A 22012-nucleotide genomic window follows, 5' to 3' on the forward strand; every position below is an offset into this window, starting at 1 on the left:
CTTGCGACAATCGGCCCGCCCTTCTGGACCCCGGACGGCCACGCCGTCCATAAGGCCGCGTACCTACCGCCATTTCCAGCCCGACTCCCGGAGGGCACCGGCGCGTTGCATGAGCGCGTCGATCCGAGTGGCCGCTTCAGTCGGTTCCCAGTAGTGATTCGATGCGGTCGTCTGGTTGGGGTGCTTGCGATAAAGGACGCTCGGCTCCGCTATGAACTCTCCGGGCGCCACGGCTTCCGCGGCAAGGAGCAGAGCAACCGTCTCGGCTCCGGACAGTGCCTGCCAGCCGCCCAGCGCGAGTACCAGGCGACGGTGAGCCGCGAATGTGGTCGCCTGAACGGACAGACGGTGCTCCCGCACCTCGCGGTAGAAGCGGGCCGGCTCCAAGAGGCCGCCCGGAGGGTCGTAAGGACCCGGTGCGGTGCTCCCGTCCTCGTGGAGGTCGATGCAGGCGGATACGCACCACGGAACGCGTTCCAGGGTCTCGATGTCCCTCTCCAGCGCGCCCGGTAGCAGGACATCGTCTGCGTCCAGCGTCCGGATCAGGTCTCCTGTCGCGCGCGCGAGGGCGTGTGTACGCGTCACCGCTATGCGCGCTTGCAGTCCTGTCCCGAATGTGACCCTGGGGTCACTGGGCAGACTGTTCGCGGGGATACCCGAGGTGCCGTCCTCTTGCACGCACCATTCCCATTGCCAGTCGTCGGGGAGCTTTTGTTCGCGCAGGGATTCATAGGCGTCACGGATGAAGTGGTGGCCGCCGTTGTGTACGGCGGTGATGACGCTGATGGTTCGCATGCAATGGGTCCTGCCAGAGACGGATGTGCTCTCTGTGATCATTACATGAACCAATGGCCAGGGATTTACATTCGGTGCGCTAAACCCAGGTGTCCAGCCACATCCGCGAGCGCCAGGAGTCGATCGGGATGGCCGTACCGGTGTAAAGCGGCCAGAAGTAGATGAAGTTCCAGGCGATCAGCAGCACCAGGACGCCCGCCGTCGAGGCGCCGACCACCCGGCGGGTGTCGGAGGAGCCCGGTGGGCCGATGATCGCGCCGATCATCATCGCCACCGCCAGGCACAGGAACGGCAGGAAGACGACCGCGTAGAAGAGGAAGATGGTCCGCTCCTGGTACATGAACCAGGGCAGATAACCGGCCGCGATCCCGCACGCGATGGCGCCGGCGCGCCAGTCGCGGCGGAACGCCCACCGCCACAGCACGTACAGGATCGCGAAACAGGCCGCCCACCACAGCAGCGGAGTGCCGATCGCCAGCACCTCACGGGCGCACTTCTGGCCGGCGTCCGAAGGGCAGCCGTCGGCGCCGGGGTTCGGGGACTCGTAGAAGTACGACACCGGGCGGCCCAGCACGATCCAGCTCCACGGGTTGGACTGGTAGGTGTGCGGCGAGGTCAGGCCGACGTGGAACTCGTACACCTCGTGCTCGTAGTGCCACAGGCTGCGCAGCCAGTCCGGCAGGAAGGTCCAGCTGCCGCCCTTGCCGTCGGTGGCCGCCCAGTTGCGGAAGTAGCCGCCGGTGCCGTCGGTCGGGGAGAGGATCCAGCCGGTCCAGGAGAGCAGGTAGACGGCGATCGCCACCGGGACCGTCGCCAGGAAGGCGAGGCCCGTGTCGTACTTCAGGGCCGCCGCGTACGGCTGGTGGGCGCCGGCCGTCCTGCGCGCGCCCACGTCCCACAGGACAGCCATCACACAGAACGCGGCCAGGATGTAGAGGCCGTTCCACTTCGTGCCGATGGCCAGGCCCAGCATCAGCCCGGCCGCCCAGCGCCAGGGGCGCAGCCCGAAGCGGAACGTGTCGGCCACGCGCGCGTCCGGGCGGACCCGGCCGTCGGAGTCGGCGGGCAGGGCCGCGGCCAGCTTCTCCCGCGCCCGGTCCCGGTCGATGATCAGACAGCCGAACGCGGCCACCACGAAGAACATCAGCACGCCGTCGAGCAGCGAGGTCCGGCTCATCACGAAGTGCAGCCCGTCCAGCGCCATCAGCGTGCCCGCGAGGCAGCCGAGGAACGTGGAACGGAACATCCGGCGCCCGATCCGGCACAGCAGCAGCACGCTCAGCGTGCCCAGCAGCGCGGTCATGAACCGCCAGCCGAACGGGTCGAAGCCGAAGATCAGCTCGCCGAGCCCGATGACGTACTTGCCGACCGGCGGATGCACGACGTACGACGCGTCCGTAGGGATCGCGAGATGGCCGTGCCTCTGCAGCACCAGGTCGTTGGCGTTCTTGTCCCAGTTGACCTCGAAACCGCGGTGGACGAGCGCCCAGGCGTCCTTGGCGTAGTACGTCTCGTCGAATATCACCGCGCGCGGGCTGCCCAGGTTCCAGAACCGCATCAGGCCCGCCATCAGCGTCACCAGCAGCGGACCGCCCCAGCCCGACCAGCGGGTGATCCGCTCGGCCAGGACCGGCGGCACGCCGAGCGCCTGCCACAGCCGGGGGCTCGGCTCGGTGTACGGGGGCACCAGCCGGTCGCGTACGTCGCCCGAGGGGGCGTCCTGGGCCGGTACGTACCCGAATCTGCGCAGCCGCTGCTGCCAGGACGGCCGCCGGTCGTGCGGCGCCTGGCCCTGCCGGAGGTCCATGGAGGACGCGGTACTGGTCACCCGCGCCATGGTAGGGAACCGTTCTGTGCGAGTCCCGTGCATGGGGGGTACCGGTCCGGATGCGGTCGTTTCCCGTGGACCTCCGGGCCCGGCCGCCCGCCGGGGATCGCCGACCGGGCTGTCAGTGGTTCCTGCGAGGATGGGACCGTGACTGGAACCCTTGTCCTGGCAGGTACCCCCATCGGCGACATCGCGGACGCGCCGCCCCGGCTGGCCGAGGAGCTGGCCGGCGCCGACGTGGTCGCCGCCGAGGACACCCGGCGGCTGCGCCGGCTCACCCAGGCCCTCGGCGTCACGCCCAAGGGCCGCGTGGTGTCGTACTTCGAGGGCAACGAGTCCGCTCGTACGCCGGAGCTGGTCGAGGAGCTGCTCGGCGGCGCGCGCGTGCTGCTCGTGACGGACGCCGGGATGCCGTCCGTCTCCGACCCGGGCTACCGGCTGGTCGCGGCCGCCGTGGCGCAGGACGTCCGGGTCACCGCCGTACCGGGGCCGTCCGCCGTGCTCACCGCGCTCGCGCTGTCCGGGCTGCCCGTCGACCGGTTCTGCTTCGAGGGCTTCCTGCCGCGCAAGGCGGGCGAGCGGCTGTCGCGGCTGCGGGAGGTCGCGGCCGAGCGGCGCACGCTCGTGTACTTCGAGGCCCCGCACCGGCTCGACGACACCCTCGCCGCCATGGCCGAGGTCTTCGGCGCGGACCGGCGGGCCGCCGTCTGCCGGGAGCTGACCAAGACGTACGAGGAGGTACGGCGCGGCCCGCTGGCCGAGCTGGCGCAGTGGGCCGCGGAGGGCGTGCGCGGGGAGATCACCGTGGTGGTCGAGGGGGCGCCGGAGAGCGGGCCGGAGGAACTGGACGCGCAGGAGCTCGTGCGGCGGGTACGCGTGCGTGAGGAGGCGGGGGAGCGGCGCAAGGAGGCGATCGCGGCGGTGGCCGTGGAGGCCGGGGTGCCGAAGCGGGTCGTTTTCGACGCGGTTGTCGCCGCGAAGCGTGTGGGTGAGTGACGGGGGCTTGTTCGCGCGGTTCCCCGCGCCCCTTCGGGGGCGCTGCATAAACCCACTCTGAGCAGGGGCGTTCTCTTGTGAGCGGGTGGGCCATGGGACGGCAAAGGGCTGTCGCCGATGGCAAAGGGAAACGGGGCCGATCGGGGCCTTTTCTGCAAGGAAGGCTCAAATCGCCTCCAACACTCGACAGCCCTGGTGCGTTCGTGCTGGTGAAGGCGTCCACTGGTTGAAGAGGCGCCCCCGTCGAGGGGCGCTTGTCCAGCGGACAAGAGGAGCTGGCATGAGTGAGATCGCAGGGCACACCGGCCTCCGCGGTACGGCCACAGCCGTCGTTCACGAGTCGTATTCCTTCGCCTGCATGCGATGCGGGCACGGCTGGGAGCAGTCGTACGAGATAGAGCACCACACGGACGCCGACGGGCAGGAGTTCGTGCTGTACGTGGCCGACGGCCAGGTCGTGCCGTCGCCGCTGAGCCGGCCCAGCTGCCAGAACTGCGACGGCCACGTCGTGCGGATCATGCGCGCGGGGCAGGTCTCGTCGGTGCGCGGCGCCGCGGAGCGGCACCACACCGTGCCGCAGGCCGGCCCGGTCGAGGCGCCCGAGGTGGCCGGGCAGCCCAAGGAGCCGCACCACTGGCACCTGTCGGATCTCCTCCACCCCTTCCACCGCAAGGCCGGCTGAGCGGATCACCAGCCCGGAAAGGCATGCCCCTTTCGTAGGATCGGGGCATGCCTTCGAACGCCGGCCCGACCGCCAAGGGCGACAAGAACGCCGCACCGCCGCTTCCGGCGCCGCTGCGGGTTCCGGTCGCCGACTCGCACACCCACCTCGACATGCAGTCCGGCACGGTCGAGGAGGGCCTCGCGAAGGCCGCGTCGGTGGGGGTGACGACCGTCGTCCAGGTCGGCTGCGACATCAAGGGCTCGCAGTGGGCCGCCGAGATCGCCGCCGCGTACGACAGCGTCCACGCCGCCGTCGCCCTCCACCCCAACGAGGCCCCGCGCATCGTGCACGGCGACCCCGACGGCTGGTCCCGGCAGGGCGCCCGGGAGCCGGGCGGCGACGCGGCGCTGGACACGGCGCTCGCCGAGATCGACCGGCTCGCCGGGCTGCCCCAGGTGAAGGGCGTCGGCGAGACGGGGCTCGACTACTTCCGCACCGGCCCGGAGGGCAAGGCGGCCCAGGAGCGGTCCTTCCGCGCCCACATCGAGATCGCCAAGCGGCACGGCAAAGCGCTCGTCATCCACGACCGGGAGGCGCACGCCGACGTCCTGCGCGTGCTGAAGGAGGAGGGCGCCCCCGAGCGCACCGTCTTCCACTGCTACTCCGGCGACGCCGAGATGGCGGAGATCTGCGCCCGCGAGGGCTACTACATGTCCTTCGCCGGCAACGTCACCTTCAAGAACGCCCAGAACCTGCGGGACGCCCTCGCCGTCGCCCCACTGGAGCTGGTCCTCGTGGAGACCGACGCGCCCTTCCTGACCCCGGCTCCCTACCGTGGCCGGCCCAACGCGCCGTATCTCGTCCCGGTCACGGTCCGTGCGATGGCCGCCGTGCGCGGCGTCGACGAGGACGTGCTGGCGACGGCCCTGGCCGCCAACACCGCCCGCGCCTTCGGCTACTGAGTCCGCCACTGGGCCTGCTGTTCGAGCACTGGGCGCACACTCGACGGGCAACAGTGCGTAGTCGCGTCGCTTTGGAGAGTCACGACCGCTCCGCTAGGTTCTGGGGGCCCGATCCGGACCCCTCTGGCACATCTGGAGCGTGTCGGCGTGAGCAAACCGCAGTACGAGACGTTCGAGACCTACGGCCCATACCAGCCGTACGGCCCCTACCAGCCGTACCAGTCGTACGGGCCGTACGGCCCCGACACCTCCGTGCACACCGCGGAGACCCTGCCGTACGGGCTGTACGAGGACACCTACCGGCCCGCCTACGAGGCACAGGCGTACTTCGTCACCGATCCGGTGCTGCCCCGACAGGGCCGGAGCACGGCGGAGCCCGGCGACGCGGTGGGCCCGGAGGGCGCGCTGGACGGCTGGGGCGCGCTGGACGAGGAGAATGCACTGGACCTCGGGGGTGTGCTGGACGAAGTGGGGGCCTTCGACGGCGAGGCGCCCCCCGGTGCGGGCGGGCGGGCCGCGCGTCGGCGCAGGGCCCGCTGCGCCGAGCGCCCGGAGTCCGCGGTGCGCCGCCTGCTGCCGCAGGCGCTGGTCGTGGCCTTCCTGGCCGGTGGTACCACCGCGTTCGTCGCCAAGGACAAGGCGATCGAGCTGACCGTCGACGGCAAGCAGCGCACCCTGCACACCTTCGCCGACGATGTGCGCGAGCTGCTCGCCGAGCAGGGCGTGCCGGTCGGGGCGCACGACATGGTCGCGCCCGCCCGCGGCACGGCGCTCGGCAGCGGAGACACGGTCGCCGTGCGCTACGGGCGCCCCGTCCGGCTCACTCTGGACGGCCAGCGGCGCCAGGTGTGGACGACGGCGCGCACGGTGGCAGGAGCGCTGGACGAGCTGGGGGTGCGCGCGGAGGGCGCGTATCTGTCCGCCTCGCGCTCCCAGAGCATCGGACGCGCCGGGCTCGCGCTCGACGTGCGCACCGAGCGTGCCGTCACGGTCATGGCCGACGGCCGGACCCGGACCATCCGCACCAACGCGGCCACCGTCCGCGAGGCCGTCGAGGAGGCCGGCATCGGCCTGCACGGCCAGGACACCACCTCCGTCCCGCCCGACAGCTTCCCGCGCGACGGGCAGACGGTGACCGTGCTGCGGATCAGCGGCACCCAGGAGGTGCGCGAGGAACAGATCCCGTTCGCGGTCGAGCGCACCCAGGACCCCACCCTCTTCCAGGGCACCGAGGTCGTCGCCCAGCCCGGGCAGCCCGGACTGCGCCGCGACACCTACCTCCTGCGCATCGTCAACGGGGTCCGGGAGAAGCCGCGCCGGGAGACCTCCGAGGTGGTGCGCAAGCCGCGCAAACAGGTCGTGAAGGTGGGTACCAAGCCGCTGCCGAAGTCCGTGGACGGCGCCGACCACCTGAACTGGCGCGGCCTCGCCGCCTGCGAGTCCGGCGGCCGCGCGCACGCGGTCGACCCCTCCGGCACGTACGGCGGGCTCTACCAGTTCGACTCCCGCACCTGGCACAGCCTCGGCGGCGCCGGCCGCCCCCAGGACGCACCGGCGGAGGAACAGACCTTCCGCGCGAAGAAGCTGTACGTGCGCCAGGGTGCGACGCCTTGGCCGCATTGCGGGACGCGGCTGCGGGGCTGAGGGCGCGGCGGTCGCGGGGGGTTCGCCGCCCGGGTGCGGGCCGGCCGAGTGCGGGTGCGTGGTGGCTGATCGCGCCCGCGCGGCCGAGCCGCATGTCGATACAGCCCCGGCATCGGGTGCCTGGCAATCCCGTCGGGCAGACCCCCGTACCCTTGTCCCGTGAGCAGCCCCACCCCCGACGCCCTCCTCGGCCCGGCCGACATCCGCGAGCTGGCGGCAGCGCTCGGTGTCCGCCCCACCAAGCAGCGCGGCCAGAACTTCGTGATCGACGCCAACACGGTCCGCCGTATCGTGCGCACCGCCGAGGTCCGCCCCGACGACGTGGTCGTCGAGGTCGGCCCGGGGCTCGGCTCCCTCACCCTCGCGCTGCTGGAGGTCGCCGACCGGGTGACCGCCGTCGAGATCGACGACGTACTCGCCGCCGCCCTCCCCGCGACCGTCGGGGCGCGCATGCCGGCGCGCGCCGACCGGTTCGCGCTCGTCCACTCCGACGCGATGCACGTCACCGAACTGCCCGGCCCCCCGCCGACGGCGCTGGTGGCGAACCTCCCCTACAACGTCGCCGTACCCGTCCTGCTGCACATGCTCGACACCTTCCCGAGCATCGAACGCACCCTCGTCATGGTGCAGTCCGAGGTCGCCGACCGGCTCGCCGCCGCGCCCGGCAACAAGGTGTACGGCGTGCCGTCGGTGAAGGCCAACTGGTACGCCGAGGTGAAGCGGGCCGGGGCCATCGGCCGCAACGTCTTCTGGCCCGCGCCCAACGTCGACAGCGGGCTGGTCTCCCTCGTGCGGCGGGCCGAGCCGATCAAGACGACGGCCTCCAAGCGGGAGGTCTTCGCGGTGATCGACGCGGCGTTCGCCCAGCGCCGCAAGACCCTGCGGGCCGCCCTCGCCGGCTGGGCCGGGTCCGCCGCTGCCGCCGAGGCGGCCCTGGTCGCCGCCGGGGTCTCGCCGCAGGCGCGCGGGGAGTCGCTGACGGTGGAGGAGTTCGCGCGGATCGCGGAACACAAGGAGAGCGGCGAGTGAGCGTCACGGTACGGGTCCCGGCCAAGGTCAACGTCCAGCTCGCGGTGGGCGCCGCCCGCCCCGACGGGTTCCACGACCTCGCCAACGTCTTCCTCGCCGTCGGCCTCTACGACGAGGTGACGGTGACCCCCGCGGAGGAACTCCGGATCACCTGCGAGGGCCCGGACGCCGACCAGGTCCCCCTGGACGACACCAACCTCGCCGCGCGCGCGGCCATCGCCCTCGCCGGGCGCCGGGGCATCGAGCCCAACGTCCACATCCACATCGCCAAGGACATCCCGGTCGCCGGCGGTATGGCGGGCGGCAGCGCGGACGGCGCGGGCGCGCTGCTGGCCTGCAATGCGCTGTGGGGTACGGGTGCTTCCCGGGCCGAGTTGCTCGCCATCTGCGCCGAGTTGGGCAGCGATGTGCCGTTCAGCCTGGTCGGCGGGGCGGCTCTGGGGGTCGGGCGCGGGGAGCAGCTGACGGTCCTGGAGACCGGCGGCACCTTCCACTGGGTGTTCGCGATGGCCGAGCGGGGGCTGTCGACCCCGGCGGTCTTCCGGGAGTTCGACCGGCTGGCTCAGGGACGGGAGATTCCGGAGCCGGTGGCCTCGGCGGAGCTGCTGGAGGCCCTGGCGAAGGGGGACGCGGAGGCGCTGGCGGCTTCCGTCTCCAACGACCTTCAGCCTGCGGCGCTGTCCCTGTTCCCGGAACTGGCGGACACGCTGGAGGCGGGGCGCGGGGCGGGCGCGCTCGCCGCGCTGGTCTCCGGGTCCGGGCCTACGACGGCGTTCCTCGCCCGGGATGCCGAGTCGGCGGAGAAGGTGGCTCAGGCCCTGCGGGCGTCGGGGACGTGCAGGGCGGTGCGGGTGGCGGTGGGGGCGGTGGCGGGGGCGACGGTGGTCTGAGGGGCAGGGGCTCAGAGTTCGTCGATCTCCGTCAGGTCGATGTCGATGGAGTACGGCTTGTCGACCTTGATGCGGTCCCGATAGGTTCCGGCCGAGCGGTACGCGCCCGTGTCCGCCGAGAGTTCGAACACCTCGACGACGGGATGGTCGTTGGGCCCGCTCATCTCGACAAGCCAGTAGTGCTGGATGCCCGCCGCGGCGTACTTGTGCGTCTTGGTGAGCCGGTCGCGGGCCTCGGACTCCGGGGAGATGACCTCTACGGCGAGCACCACGTCATTCCCCTCGAAGTACGTCTGCGCCGGTCCCTTCTTCGCGGCGGCCTTGATCACGGAGATGTCGGGCTCGGGGCCGTTGCGTCGGTCCAGCACCACCGTCATCTCACGTGCGACCTTCAGATCGGACGGCACAGTTCGGCGCAGGCCACTCACCAGCAGGTCAATCGTGGCGAAGTGGAAATAGCGCTGCGGGCTCACAAGGACCAAGCTCCCGTCGATCAGCTCTGTGTGCGGCGGGAGATCCGGCAAGGTGAGCAAGTCGTCGACGGTATAGCCGTCCAGCGGGGGCATCCGCCATCCGGCCTGCTCAGCGTGCTCGGCAGTCATAGTTCCTCCCATGGACGGGATCCTGCGGCCTGCCTTCCCACCGTAGCGGCCGTTTCCCGATCACGTCATCACAAAGAGTGACAACCTCCTCGCGCCCCGCCCTCACCCCCGCAGGCCCTACGCTAGAAGGCTGACCCACCCCCGCGCACAGGAGTGAAATGGCCGTCAACCTGGTCAATGTCGAGAACGTCAGCAAGGTGTACGGCACCCGTGCCCTGCTGGACGGCGTTTCGCTCGGCGTGTCGGAAGGGGACCGGATCGGGGTCGTCGGGCGCAACGGCGACGGCAAGACCACCCTCATCCGGATGCTCGCCAAGCTGGAGGAGGCCGACACCGGGCGGGTCACCCACTCCGGCGGGCTGCGGATCGGCGTGCTCACGCAGCACGACTCCCTCGACCCCGCCGCCACCGTCCGCCACGAGGTCATCGGCGACATGGCCGACCACGAGTGGGCCGGAAACGCCAAGGTGAGGGATGTCCTGACCGGGCTGTTCGGGGGGCTGGACCTGCCCGGGTTCCCCAAGGGTCTGGACACCGTCATCGGACCGCTGTCCGGTGGCGAGCGGCGCCGTATCGCGCTCGCCAAGCTGCTCATCGAGGAACAGGACCTGATCGTCCTGGACGAGCCCACCAACCACCTCGACGTCGAGGGCATCGCCTGGCTCGCCAAGCACCTGCAAAGCCGGCGCTCGGCGCTGGTGTGCGTGACGCACGACCGGTGGTTCCTCGACCAGGTCTGCACCCGCATGTGGGACGTGCAGCGCGGCGACGTGTACGAGTACGAGGGCGGCTACTCCGACTACGTCTTCGCCCGTGCCGAGCGCGAGCGGATCGCCGCCACCGAAGAGGCCAAGCGGCAGAACCTGATCCGCAAGGAGCTGGCCTGGCTGCGGCGCGGCGCCCCCGCGCGTACGTCCAAGCCGCGCTTCCGGGTCGAGGCCGCCAACGAGCTGATCGCGGACGTGCCGCCGCCCCGGGACAGCAGCGAGCTGATGAAGTTCGCCTCCTCCCGGCTCGGCAAGACCGTCTTCGACCTGGAAGACGTCACCGTGCAGGCCGGACCGAAGGTGCTGCTCAAGCACGTCACCTGGCAGCTCGGGCCCGGTGACCGGATCGGTCTCGTCGGCGTGAACGGCGCCGGCAAGACCTCCCTGCTGCGGGCGATGGCCGAGGCGGCGCGGACCGAGGGGGAGGCGCAGCCCGCCGGTGGGAGCGTCACCGTCGGCAGGACCGTCAAGCTCGCCTACCTCTCCCAGGAGGTCGCCGAACTCGACCCCACCTGGCGGGTCCTGGAGGCCGTGCAGCAGGTCCGCGAGCGCGTCGACCTCGGCAAGGGGCGCGAGATGACCGCCGGGCAGCTGTGCGAGACGTTCGGCTTCAACAAGGAGAAGCAGTGGACGCCGGTGGGGGACCTGTCGGGTGGTGAACGGCGCCGCCTGCAGCTCCTGCGCCTCCTCATGGACGAGCCCAACGTCCTCTTCCTCGACGAGCCCACCAACGACCTCGACATCGAGACCCTCACCCAGCTCGAAGACGTCCTCGACGGCTGGCCCGGCTCGATGATCGTCATCTCCCACGACCGGTTCTTCGTGGAGCGTACGACGGACCGCGTCTTCGCCCTCCTCGGCGACGGCACCCTGCGGATGCTGCCGCGCGGCATCGACGAGTACCTGGAGCGGCGCCGGAGCATGGAGGAGGCGGTCGCCGCACAGGCCGCCGCCGCGGCGCCCAAGCCGGCCACCGCGGAGAAGAGCGCCGCCGACCAGCGCGCGGCCAAGAAGGAACTCCAGAAGATCGAGCGCCAGTTGGACAAGGTCTCCGAGAAGGAGTCCAAGCTGCACGCCCAGATCGCCGAGAACGCCACCGACTTCGCGAAGGTCGCCGACCTGGACGCCCAGTTGCGCGACCTCGCCGCGGAACGCGAGGAACTGGAACTGCGCTGGCTGGAACTGGCGGAAGACGCGTAGCGGACACGCGACGTGAAGGTGCTCGCCGCGCGCGGCTGAAATCAAGCCGCGCGCGGGGCTGTTGCGTGCGCCGCGTGAAGGGGGCGTGAAGGCGCGTAACGGCGGTATCACGGGCCGGTCGTCCCTTGGGAACAGCGGCGGAACCGAGCCCGTGTGCTGTCGGTACCGGGTGATAGAAAGGGCCGTCTGAGAACTGTCTGAGTAACGACCCAGGGTCCGTCAAGTACCTCAGGGCGTGGCTAAAAATCAGTGAACGAGGGGGAAGAGCGCTGATGACCCAGCCGCCCAATCAGCCGCCGCAGGGCGGTTTCGGAGCACCGCAGGACCAGCCACCGGCCCAGGGCGGCGGTTTCGGCGCCCCGCAGACGCCACCGGCCCAGGGCGGTTTCGGCGCCGTACCTCCCATGCCCCCGCCGCCGGCCCAGCCGCCCGCGACCCCGCCGCAGCAGCCCCAGCCGGGCTACGGCTACCCGCAGCAGCCCGGCCCGTACGGCGCGCCCGGCACCCCGGGCCCCTACGGCTATCCGCAGCAGCCGGGCCCCTACGGGGCGGCGCCCCAGCCCGGGTTCGGCCATCCGCAGCAGCCGCCGTACCCGGGCGCGCCCGCCACCGCGGGCGGCAAGAGGAAGACCGCGCTGATCATCGGTGCCGCGGTGGCCGCGCTGCTCGTCATAGGCGGCACGGTGTACGCGGTCACGAGCGGGGGCGGCGGCAAGAAGAAGCCGGTCGCCCAGCAGAGCGACGACCCCAAGCACTCCGCTTCCGGCTCGCCGAGCCCGTCGAGTTCGTCCGGCGGTGACGACCCGGAGAACCTCAACGAGGGCCGGCAGGCCGGTGAGGCGAAGGTGCTCTGGTACAAGTCGGCACCGGACGCGCCCGGTTCCGGCGCCGACGCGCCCGGCCTGTGGGTCACCGGCAAGGTGGCGGTGAAGGCGGCGTACAAGCAGGTCTTCGCCTACGGCGTCGGTGACGGCAAGCCCGCGTGGGCTCCGATCTCCTTCCCGCAGAAGATATGCGCGGTCACCCCGCAGAAGTCGGCCGACGACAAGGTCGTCGTGGCGTACATGAACGGCACGAGCAGCAACGCCAAGTGCAACCAGCTGCAGCAGATCGACCTGGGCACCGGCCAGAAGGGCTGGAGCGGCACGCTCGACCAACGCGGGGCGTTCGACATCCAGGTCGAAATCAACCTGGCCATCAGCGGCAAGACGCTGATGGTGGGCCGCGGGGAGGCGGGCACGGCGTACGACCTCGACAGCGGCAAGAAGCTGTACGAGAAGGGGAAGTACGGGGCGTCCTGCTATCCGGTCGCGTACACGGGTGGCGCCGGCCGGCTGATCCAGGCGTCCTCCTGCGCCGCGTACGAGCCCAACGAGCACGACGAGATCCAGGAACTGGACCCGGCCACCGGCAGGGTCAAGTGGTCCCAGTCGGTCAAGAAGGGCTGGCAGGTGTCCAAGGTGTATTCCCTGGACCCGCTCGTGGTGTACCTGACCAACCCGGACAAGAAGGCCTGGAACATCTCCACGTTCACCAAGGACGGCAAGTTCCGCTCCGAGGTGAAGGTCGACGAGAAGTTCGCCCCCCGCTGCGGCTTCCTCGACCGGGGCCTGCAGGGCTGTCAGGGCGTCGTGGCCGACGCCGACACGCTGTACCTGCCGACGGACAGCACGAGCAGCGCCAACGAGATCGTCGCCATCAGCCTCGCCACCGGCAAGGCCAAGTGGCGGGCCAAGTCCCCGGCCGACGAGCCGATGTACCCGATCAAGGCCGAGGGCGGCAAGCTCGTCGCGTATGTGCAGCCGTCGTACGACGCGGGCGGCCAGGTGGTGTCGATCCCGCTCACCGGCTCCTCCCACACGACCACCAAGCTGCTGCAGAACCCGAAGGGCACGGCCCAGATCGAGGAGACCTTCTACGAGGCGGTCGTGGACTGGTCCGACGGGCGGTTCTTCCTCTCCGCCGGCCGGCTGTCCGGCAGTGACCAGTCGAAGGAGAAGCTGATCATGGCCTTCGGCAACTGAGCCGCCGTCCCGGCTTCCACCCCGCACCTGGCGATTCCCTTCGCCGTATCCCGTTCGCCGTCCGGCTCTCGAGCCCACCGAGGTACCCGTCCCATGACCCAGCCGCCCCCTCCGCCGCCGAACCAGCCCCCGCAGCAGGGCGGTTTCGGCCCCCCGAGCCCGCAGCCCCCGCAGCCGCAGCCGCCCGCGCAGCCGCCCCAGGCCCCGCAGCAGCCGCCCCAGCCGCAGCCCGGCTACGGCTACCCGCAGCCCGCACCGGCCCCGCAGCCGCCCCAGCCCCAGCCCGGTTACGGCTACCCCGGCGCGCAGCAGCCCCCGTACGGCCAGCAGCCTCCGGCCTATGGCCAGCCGCAGAACCCGTACGCGCAGCCCACGCAGCCGGGTTACGGCTACCCGGCCCAGCCGCCGACCGTGCCGATGCAGCCTCAGCCGGGGCAGAGCGGCGGCGGGCGGAACAACACCACGCTGCTCGTCGTCGTCGCGGCGGTCGTCGCCATCGCGCTGATCGTCGTCGGCGGCATCTGGTACGCCAACTCCTCCGGGGACGGCGGCAAGAAGCACGACACCGCCTCCTCCAGCGGCGGCACGGGCGGCAGCGGCGGCACCGGGAACACGGGCGGCGGCGGCAAGGAGAAGGCGCCCGCCGACCCGTCGGGCAAGCTGCTGTTCCAGGAGCCCATGCCCACCGCGAACGACCTCGTCAGGACCGTTGGTTCCTGGCTGACCGACAAGGTGTACGCCAAGACCGGCGTCGCCGAGATCGTCGGCTACGACCCGGTCAAGGGCACCAAGCTGTGGACGCTCAAGCTGCCCGGCCCGGTCTGCTCGGCCAGCAAGCACGTCACTTCGGACGACAAGACCGCGATCACCTACCAGCCGAAGTGGGACACGAAGAAGACCATCGCGGGCTGCACCCAGATCGCCGCGATCGATCTCGACTCGGGCAAGAAGCTCTGGACGCAGACGGTCAAGTCCGGTGATTACCCGGTCAACTACCAGAACGTGACGATCGCTCAGCGTACCGTCGCGCTCGGTGACACCGACGGCGGTGCCGCCTTCGACATCGACTCCGGCAAGCCGCTGTGGCTGCCCAAGCCGGGCGACGACTGCTACGACGGGGGCTACGGCGGTGGCACCAAGCTCGTCGCGGTGCGCCACTGCGGAGACGTGGGCAACGAGCGGCTGCTCATCCAGACCATCGACCCGAAGACCGGCAAGGTGATCTCCGAGTACCGGATGAGCCCGGGCATCGAGTACGCCTCGGTCGTCTCCACCGACCCGCTGGTGGTGGCCGCCGAAGCCGGTGACAGCAGCGACGCCCTGGACTACTTCTCCATCGACAACAAGACCGGCAAGCTGCTCGCCCACATCTCCGCGCCGGACAAGACCTACGGCGGCAGGTGCGACAGCAGCAGCCGCATCGAGGACTGCAAGGAGATCGTCGTCGGTGGCGGCAAGCTGTACCTGCCGACCGCGGAGCACGACGGCAGCGGCGATTTCGGCGAGACCAACGAGATCGTCTCCTTCGACCTGAACACCGGCAAGCCGACCGGTCAGCGCGCCGAGGCCGGGGACGGCTACACGCTCTCCCCGCTGCGCATGGACGGCTCGAACCTGCTCGCCTACAAGCGGCCGCCGTACGACAAGGGCGGTCAGGTCGTCAGCATCGACGGCGGGTCGTTCAAGCAGACCAAGCTGCTGGAGAACCCGGCCACGCAGAACGAGCGGCAGGCGGAGACCAGCATGCTGCCGGACTACGCGGAGATCCTCTTCGGGAACGGCCGCCTGTACCTGTCGGACGTCTTCGCCAGCAAGAAGGGGACGTCGGACGACAAGAAGTACCTCTTGGTGGCGTTCGGCCCGAAGGGCTGACCGTCTCGCCGACGTCGTCGCGGGTTCGCCCGAATGGGTGACTTGCCGAGAAGTGCCCCGGATTTCATCGATCCGGGGCACTTCTCATCAGTAGGGGCAGCGCGACGTCGAACAAGCGTGTAGCTTCCGGGGGCATGAAGGACGGGGTGCTGGGGGGCCCTCTGTCCTTGCGGACCGGTGGGCGTCCATAGTGGGGCATCCATGGGGGGGACTGGGGGGTTGCTCTATGGGAGTGCGGCTCATGGTCGTCGACGACCACCGCCTGCTCGCGGAGGCGTTGGCATCGGCACTCAAGCTGCGCGGGCACCGGGTGCTCGCCGCGGCGGCGCCGGCCGCGGGCGCGGCGGATCTGGTGATCGCGCGGGCGCCGGAGGTGTGTCTGCTGGGTACGGCGGCGCCGGCCGAACCGGGTGTCTTCGACCCGGTGGTGAAGATCAAGCGGGAGCGGCCGCAGGTGGCGGTGCTGGTGCTCGGCCCGGTGCCGTCGCCGCGGGGGATCGCGGCGGCGTTCGCCTCGGGGGCGTCGGGGTACGTGCGGCACGACGAGCGGATCGAGGGCGTCGAGCGGGCGATCATGAAGGCGCGGGCGGGGGAGGCGGCGGTTGCTCCGCAGCTGTTGCAGGGGGCGTTCGGGGAGCTGCTGAATCCCGCCGCGCAGCCTGACGACGAGGCTCAGCGGCTGCTGTCGATGCTGACGCCCCGGGAGGTGGAGGTGCTGGTGCGGGTGGCGGACGGGGAGGACACGCGGCTGATCGCCGCCGGGATGGGGATCGCGCCGAGCACGGCCCGCACCCATGTCCAGCGGGTGCTGATGAAGCTCGGGGTCGGCTCGCGGCTGGAGGCGGCGGCGCTGGCCGCGCGGACGGGGTTGCTGGACCGGGCGGGGCCGTTGAGTTCCGGTCCCGAGTAGGCGCCCGGCGCCGGTGCCGACCCGGTTCGGGGCGCAGCTGCGTGAGCGCCCTGAAGGGGCGCGGGGAACTGCGCGACCAGCCCCCACGCACCCGCAGACGGAAACGGCGGGTTACTCCCCCGCCCACTCCCCCGGCCCCTCCTCCGGAGGAAGCGGCGGCGGCGGTGGGGTGGGTCGGAGCCTCAGCCAGGTCAGGAAGAAGATGCCCAGCAGGAGCATGCCGATCCCGGTCCAGAGGTTGATGTTGACGCCCTGGGCCTTGTCGATGGCGGACCGGGAGTCGGTGATGCCGGTGATCGTAACGATGAGGCCGTACACGACGAACAGGCCGCCGATGATGCGGCGCAGGTCGAAGATGCGGGCTGCGGTCGCGGACTTGCTCTCCAGCTCGGTGACTTCCCGCTGGACGTCTTCCTCGCTGTAGTGGAAGGCCTCGTGATGGCGCTCGGGGTGCGAGTGGTCGCTCATGGTTTCCTCGATCCTCCCGCGTCAGAACGAGAACGGGATGTAGCAGACGGCGGCGAGCGCGACCGCGCCCCAGCCCAGCAGGGCCGGCTTGCGGTACCAGGCCTCGTCACCGGGCGCGGGCGGCTCGGCCATGCCGGGGGAGCGGGTGCCGTAGACCAGGCCCTGGAGCTCCTGGGCCGGCTTCGGACTGGTGAACAGGGACACCACGGCCATCACCACCGCACCGGCGACGAAGCCGGCGATCGCGGAGACGAAGTTGGCGCCCTGGTCGGAGGGGATGGAGATGATCCCCTTCTTGTAGAAGACGAAGTAGTTGACCATCGCGGCCGTGGTGCCCGCCAGCAGGCCCCAGAAGCCGGACTTGGCGGACGCCCGCTTCCAGAACATGCCGACGACGAACACGACGAACATCGGCACGTTGAAGAAGGAGAACAGCGTCTGCAGGTAGCTCATGATGTTCGAGAACGAGGACGCCAGGAACGCCGTACCGACCGAGGCCAGGACACCGATCGCGGTGATCAGGCGGCCGAACCGGACGTAGTACCCGTCCTCCCGGCCCCGTACGACGTACCGCGCCCAGATGTCGTTCGTGAAGACCGTGTTGAAGGACGACACGTTCGCCGCCATGCCCGCCATGAACGCGGCCAGCAGGCCGGTGACGGCGATGCCGAGCACGCCGTTGGGCAGCAGCTCCTGCATCAGGTACGGGATGGCGTCGTTGTACTGCAGGCCCGAGCCGGAGCTGCCGATCTTCGGGACGAGTGCGGCGGCGACCAGGCCCGGGATCATCACCAGGAAGACGATGAAGATCTTCGGGTAGGCCGCGATGAGCGGAGTGCGCTGACCCGCCGAGAGGTTCTTCGCGGACAGGGCGCGCTGCACCTCGGCGAAGTTGGTCGTCCAGTAGCCGAAGGACAGCACGAAGCCGAGGCCGAGGACGATGGTCAGCCAGTTGGCGCCGAGCGGGTTGACGTGGCCGATCCCGGTGCCGCCCCAGGCGGTGGTGAAGTTCGCGCCGTGGGTCGCGGTGAGCTTGTCGGTCAGTCCGCCCCAGCCGCCGACCTTCTTCAGGCCGAGGACGGTGATCGGGATGAGGGCGGCCATGATCACGAAGAACTGCAGGACCTCGTTGTAGATCGCGGAGGAGAGGCCGCCGAGGGTGATGTACGCGAGGACGAAGGCGCCGGCGACGACGATGGCGACCCACTGCGGCCAGCCGAGCAGGGCCTCGACGACGATCGCCAGGGCGTAGAGGTTGACGCCCGCGATCAGGATCGCGGCGAACGCGAACAGGATCGAACTGAGCAGGTGAGCGCCCCGGTCGAAGCGCAGCAGCAGGAACTCGGGGACCGAGCGGACCTTGCTGCCGTAGTAGAAGGGCATCATCACCAGGCCCAGGAAGACCATGGCCGGGATGGCGCCGATCCAGTACCAGTGCACGGTGTAGGCGCCGTACTGGGCGCTGTTCGCGGCCATGCCGAGGATCTCGGTGGCCGCCAGGTTCGCCGAGATGAAGGCGAGGCCGGTGATCCAGGCGGGCAGCGAGCGTCCGGAGAGGAAGAAGTCGAGGCTGGTCTTGACCGAGCGGCGGGCAGCGAAGCCGATGCCGAGGACGACGACGAAGTAGATCGCCAGGATCGTGTAGTCCAGCCAGTTGGTGGGGAGCCGTAGCACCGCCGCCAGATACAGGGGACTGTCTGTGGGGGTTTGCATGAGAACTCGCTTCGTTGCGCGAACTGATCCAGAGCGGAACCTACGCCTCCGCGTTCAGTATTTGAACACTTCTGTTGGTGTTCTTTGTTTGATTGTGATGGACACAGGTGTTGTCGAGTTGTGGTCTGTTATGTTTGATTGTGTTGAGTGATTGGGTGCGGGGCGTAGAGGAGTCCGGCGTTGAAGAAGACCTCGACACGGCTGGCCGACGGTCGTGAGCTGATCTACTACGACCTGCGGGACGACACCGTGCGGGACGCCGCCGACCGCCGTCCGCTGGAGCGGACCCATACGACGTCCGAGATCCGCCCCGATGTGCTGCTCGGCGACCGTGTCGCCGTCGCCTCCCACCGGCAGGGCCGCACGTACCATCCGCCGGCCGACGAGTGCCCGCTGTGCCCCACGCAGGGCGACCGGCTGAGCGAGATCCCGGACTCGTCGTACGACGTCGTCGTCTTCGAGAACCGGTTCCCCTCCCTCGCCGGCGACTCCGGCCGCTGCGAGGTCGTCTGCTTCACCTCCGACCACGACGCCTCCTTCGCCGACCTCACCGAGGAGCAGGCGCGCCTGGTGCTGGAGGCGTGGACGGACCGCACCTCGGAGCTGTCGCATCTGCCCTCCGTCGAGCAGGTCTTCTGTTTCGAGAACCGGGGTGAGGAGATCGGCGTGACCCTCGGCCACCCGCACGGTCAGATCTACGCCTACCCCTTCACCACGCCCCGCACCGCCCTGATGCTCCGCTCGCTGGCCGCCCACAAGGAGGCGACCGGCGGGGAGAACCTGTTCGACGCCGTCCTCGCGCGGGAACTCGCCGGTGAGCGGGTCGTCCTTGAGGGTGAACACTGGGCGGCCTTCGTCCCGTACGCGGCGCACTGGCCGTACGAGGTCCACCTCTACCCCAGGCGTCGGGTGCCCGACCTGCTCGCGCTGGACGAGGCGGCACGCACAGAATTCCCTCAGGTCTATCTGGAACTCTTGAGGCGCTTCGACCGGATCTTCGGCACCGGTGAGCCTCCGACGCCGTACATCGCCGCATGGCACCAGGCCCCGTTCGGCGCGCTGGAGGAGTTCGACGGCGTGGAGCGCGGCGACTTCGCCCTGCACCTCGAGCTTTTCACCATCCGCCGCACTTCCGGCAAGCTGAAGTTTCTCGCGGGTTCCGAGTCCGGCATGAGCGTGTTCATCAACGACGTGCCGCCGGAGCGCGCGGCCGAGCGACTGCGAGAGGTAGCGAGTTCATGAAGTACCTGGTGACGGGTGGCGCGGGTTACGTCGGCAGTGTGGTCGCCCAGCACCTGCTGGAGGCCGGCCACGAGGTCACGGTCCTCGACAACCTTTCGACGGGCTTCCGTGCGGGCGTGCCCGCCGGCGCCGCCTTCATCGAGGGCGACATCCGCGACGCCGCCAAGTGGCTCGACCCCTCCTACGACGGCGTCCTGCACTTCGCCGCGTCCTCGCAGGTCGGCGAGTCGGTGGTGAGGCCGGAGAAGTACTGGGACAACAACGTCGCCGGCTCCATGGCCCTGCTCGGCGCGATGCGCGACGCGGGCGTGCGCACGCTCGTCTTCTCCTCCACGGCCGCGACCTACGGCGAGCCGGAGCAGGTGCCGATCGTGGAGAGCGCCCCGACCAAGCCGACCAACCCCTACGGCGCCTCCAAGCTGGCCGTCGACCACATGATCACCAGCGAGGCGAACGCCCACGGCCTGGCGGCGGTCTCCCTGCGCTACTTCAACGTGGCCGGCGCGTACGGTGCGTACGGCGAGCGCCACGACCCCGAGTCGCACCTCATCCCGCTGGTCCTCCAGGTCGCCCAGGGCCGCCGCGAGGCGATCTCGGTCTTCGGCGACGACTACGCCACCCCCGACGGCACCTGCGTCCGCGACTACATCCACGTGGCCGACCTGGCCGAGGCCCACCTCCTGGCCCTGACGGCCGCGCAGCCCGGCGAGCACCTGATCTGCAACCTCGGCAACGGCGAGGGCTTCTCCGTCCGCCAGGTCATCGAGACGGTCCGGCAGGTCACCGGCCACCCGATCCCCGAGATCGTGGCCCCGCGCCGGGGCGGCGACCCGGCCGTCCTGGTCGCCTCGGCGGACACGGCCCGCGAGAAACTGGGCTGGAACCCGACCCGCGCGGACCTCGCGGGCATCGTCGCGGACGCCTGGGAGTTCGCGCAGCACATCGCAAGGGAGCACTAGTGGGGGCACAGCAGGTCGCGGAGCGTTTCGCAGAGCTGTACGGCGCGGAGCCGGAGGGAGTGTGGGCGGCGCCCGGCCGCGTCAACCTCATCGGCGAGCACACCGACTACAACGACGGCTTCGTGATGCCGTTCGCGCTGCCGCACCGGGCGATCGCGGCGGTCTCCCGCCGCACCGACGGCGTTCTCCGCCTGCACTCGGCGGACATCGACGGCGGCATCGTGGAGCTGTCACTGGACGCCCTGGAGCCGGGCGGCGACGGGAACTGGACCGCGTACCCGGCGGGCGTGGTCTGGGTCCTGCGCGAGGCGGGCCACGGCGTGACCGGCGCGGACGTCCACCTGTCCTCGACGGTCCCGACGGGCGCGGGCCTGTCGTCGTCGGCGGCCCTGGAGGTGGTGATCGCGCTCGCGCTCAACGACCTCTACGAACTGGGCCTGCCGCGCTGGAAGCTGGCCCGGCTGTGCCAGCGCGCCGAGAACGTCTACGTCGGCGCGCCGACCGGCATCATGGACCAGACGGCGTCGGCCTGCTGCGAACAGGGCCACGCGCTCTTCCTGGACACCCGCGACCTGTCCCAGCAGCAGATCCCCTTCGACCTCGCGGCCGAAGGCCTGCGCCTGCTCGTCGTGGACACCCAGGTCAAGCACGCGCACAGCGGCGGCGAGTACGGCAAGCGCCGGGCGGGCTGCGAGAAGGGCGCGGCCCTGCTCGGCGTCGACGCCCTGCGGGACATTCCGTACGCCGGCCTGGACGAGGCGCTGGCCCGGCTGGGCGACGAGGAGGAGATCGTCCGCCTGGTGCGGCACATCGTCACCGAGGACGAGCGGGTGGAGCGCGTGGTCGGCCTGCTGCGCGCCGGGGAGACCCGCGCCATCGGCCCCGTCCTCACCGAGGGCCACGCCTCCCTGCGCGACGACTTCCGTATCTCCTGTCCGGAGCTGGACCTGGTCGTCGACACCGCCCTGGCGAACGGCGCGCTCGGCGCCCGGATGACCGGCGGCGGCTTCGGCGGCTCGGCGATCGTCCTGGCGGACGCCACGGACGTCGACACCCTCACGAAGGCGATCGAAGACGCCTTCGCGTCGGCGGGCTTCACGGTCCCGCGGGTCTTCGAGGCGGTGCCGTCGGCGGGAGCCGCACGACTGACCTGACGGCCGCGCCACCCACGACCGGCAAACGATCATGTCTCTGTCGACTTCCGCCCCAATACGTAACTTGCGGCACACGAAACTCGCGCTGGACGGCCAGTTCTGTAAATCTCCTTCCGCTGCGTGCTCCCATCCGTACTCTGTGGAACAGCACCGGTGGGGGCCGGTGCTGATCAGGGGGCGAGACAGGCGGGTACGGCGCCCGCGGTGGGGGTAGCACTTTCCGCGACGGCGGCGGCCGCGCGGCGCGCGCGCCCTGCCCGTGGGTGTCGTACCCGCGCGGGTCGTCGTTCTTT

The 22012-nt window shown here is 70.6% G+C and carries 18 protein-coding genes; 13 read left to right on the plus strand and 5 right to left on the minus strand.

Annotated elements, in window-relative coordinates:
* Positions 1 to 63 precede the first annotated feature (63 nt).
* Both ACWC0C_RS02205 and ACWC0C_RS02210 read right to left on the minus strand, forming a co-directional pair.
* On the minus strand, positions 64 to 795 hold the full coding sequence (locus ACWC0C_RS02205; RefSeq protein WP_450860944.1) for a glycosyltransferase family 2 protein: 732 nt from the start codon (positions 793 to 795) through the stop codon (positions 64 to 66).
* Between the two features lie 79 nt (positions 796 to 874).
* Complete coding sequence (locus ACWC0C_RS02210; protein WP_450860945.1) at positions 875 to 2623, minus strand: dolichyl-phosphate-mannose--protein mannosyltransferase; 1749 nt, start codon at positions 2621 to 2623, stop codon at positions 875 to 877.
* Positions 2624 to 2770: 147 nt separating this feature from the next.
* On the opposite strand from ACWC0C_RS02210, the gene rsmI reads away from it, so the two are divergent.
* From rsmI to ACWC0C_RS02240, 6 genes are all read left to right on the plus strand, one after another.
* Positions 2771 to 3619: a 16S rRNA (cytidine(1402)-2'-O)-methyltransferase gene (rsmI, locus tag ACWC0C_RS02215; protein WP_449197365.1), complete on the plus strand. Its 849-nt coding sequence runs from the start codon at positions 2771 to 2773 to the stop codon at positions 3617 to 3619.
* Between the two features lie 280 nt (positions 3620 to 3899).
* A complete protein-coding gene (locus ACWC0C_RS02220) occupies positions 3900 to 4301 on the plus strand; it encodes a hypothetical protein (protein WP_449197366.1) in 402 nt (133 codons plus the stop codon).
* A 47-nt stretch (positions 4302 to 4348) separates the two neighbouring features.
* A complete protein-coding gene (locus ACWC0C_RS02225; RefSeq protein WP_449197367.1) occupies positions 4349 to 5245 on the plus strand; it encodes a TatD family hydrolase in 897 nt (298 codons plus the stop codon).
* A 147-nt stretch (positions 5246 to 5392) separates the two neighbouring features.
* Positions 5393 to 6889: a ubiquitin-like domain-containing protein gene (locus ACWC0C_RS02230; protein WP_450860948.1), complete on the plus strand. Its 1497-nt coding sequence runs from the start codon at positions 5393 to 5395 to the stop codon at positions 6887 to 6889.
* Positions 6890 to 7048: 159 nt separating this feature from the next.
* Positions 7049 to 7918, plus strand: a complete 870-nt coding sequence (rsmA, locus tag ACWC0C_RS02235) for a 16S rRNA (adenine(1518)-N(6)/adenine(1519)-N(6))-dimethyltransferase RsmA (protein ID WP_449197369.1) — start codon at positions 7049 to 7051, stop codon at positions 7916 to 7918.
* Positions 7915 to 8808, plus strand: coding sequence for a 4-(cytidine 5'-diphospho)-2-C-methyl-D-erythritol kinase (locus tag ACWC0C_RS02240; protein ID WP_450860950.1), 894 nt, complete (start codon positions 7915 to 7917; stop codon positions 8806 to 8808). Before rsmA ends, ACWC0C_RS02240 begins: the two co-directional genes overlap by 4 nt.
* Positions 8809 to 8819: 11 nt before the next feature.
* Here ACWC0C_RS02240 and ACWC0C_RS02245 read toward each other — a convergent pair whose 3' ends face one another.
* Positions 8820 to 9410, minus strand: coding sequence for a Uma2 family endonuclease (locus tag ACWC0C_RS02245; protein ID WP_450860952.1), 591 nt, complete (start codon positions 9408 to 9410; stop codon positions 8820 to 8822).
* Between the two features lie 158 nt (positions 9411 to 9568).
* Between ACWC0C_RS02245 and ACWC0C_RS02250 the strand changes: the two genes are divergently transcribed.
* The 4 genes from ACWC0C_RS02250 (at position 9569) to ACWC0C_RS02265 (ending at position 16183) form a co-directional block, all read left to right on the plus strand.
* The gene (locus ACWC0C_RS02250; RefSeq protein ID WP_450860954.1) at positions 9569 to 11377 is read left to right on the plus strand and encodes an ABC-F family ATP-binding cassette domain-containing protein; all 1809 of its coding nucleotides are present in this window, start codon (positions 9569 to 9571) and stop codon (positions 11375 to 11377) included.
* A gap of 272 nt (positions 11378 to 11649) precedes the next feature.
* On the plus strand, positions 11650 to 13401 hold the full coding sequence (locus tag ACWC0C_RS02255; RefSeq protein WP_449197373.1) for an outer membrane protein assembly factor BamB family protein: 1752 nt from the start codon (positions 11650 to 11652) through the stop codon (positions 13399 to 13401).
* A gap of 93 nt (positions 13402 to 13494) precedes the next feature.
* Positions 13495 to 15273: an outer membrane protein assembly factor BamB family protein gene (locus tag ACWC0C_RS02260; RefSeq protein ID WP_450860956.1), complete on the plus strand. Its 1779-nt coding sequence runs from the start codon at positions 13495 to 13497 to the stop codon at positions 15271 to 15273.
* Positions 15274 to 15499: 226 nt separating this feature from the next.
* Entirely contained in the window at positions 15500 to 16183 is a 684-nt protein-coding gene (locus ACWC0C_RS02265; RefSeq protein ID WP_449197375.1) for a helix-turn-helix transcriptional regulator, read from the plus strand.
* A 111-nt stretch (positions 16184 to 16294) separates the two neighbouring features.
* On the opposite strand, the gene ACWC0C_RS02270 is transcribed toward ACWC0C_RS02265, so the two are convergent.
* A complete protein-coding gene (locus tag ACWC0C_RS02270; RefSeq protein ID WP_450860958.1) occupies positions 16295 to 16651 on the minus strand; it encodes a hypothetical protein in 357 nt (118 codons plus the stop codon).
* A gap of 21 nt (positions 16652 to 16672) precedes the next feature.
* Complete coding sequence (locus tag ACWC0C_RS02275; protein WP_449197377.1) at positions 16673 to 18364, minus strand: sodium:solute symporter family protein; 1692 nt, start codon at positions 18362 to 18364, stop codon at positions 16673 to 16675.
* A 180-nt stretch (positions 18365 to 18544) separates the two neighbouring features.
* On the opposite strand from ACWC0C_RS02275, the gene galT reads away from it, so the two are divergent.
* The 3 genes from galT to galK are packed head-to-tail and all read left to right on the plus strand — an operon-like array spanning position 18545 to position 21719.
* Positions 18545 to 19606, plus strand: a complete 1062-nt coding sequence (gene galT / locus ACWC0C_RS02280) for a galactose-1-phosphate uridylyltransferase (RefSeq protein ID WP_450860960.1) — start codon at positions 18545 to 18547, stop codon at positions 19604 to 19606.
* The gene (galE, locus tag ACWC0C_RS02285) at positions 19603 to 20565 is read left to right on the plus strand and encodes a UDP-glucose 4-epimerase GalE (RefSeq protein ID WP_449197379.1); all 963 of its coding nucleotides are present in this window, start codon (positions 19603 to 19605) and stop codon (positions 20563 to 20565) included. The genes galT and galE overlap by 4 nt, the downstream gene beginning before the upstream one ends.
* Positions 20565 to 21719 (plus strand): galactokinase, encoded by a 1155-nt coding sequence (galK, locus tag ACWC0C_RS02290; RefSeq protein ID WP_450860963.1) that lies wholly within the window; start codon positions 20565 to 20567, stop codon positions 21717 to 21719. The genes galE and galK overlap by 1 nt, the downstream gene beginning before the upstream one ends.
* Positions 21720 to 22012 lie beyond the last annotated feature (293 nt).

Source organism: Streptomyces sp. NPDC001709 (genome assembly GCF_053596375.1).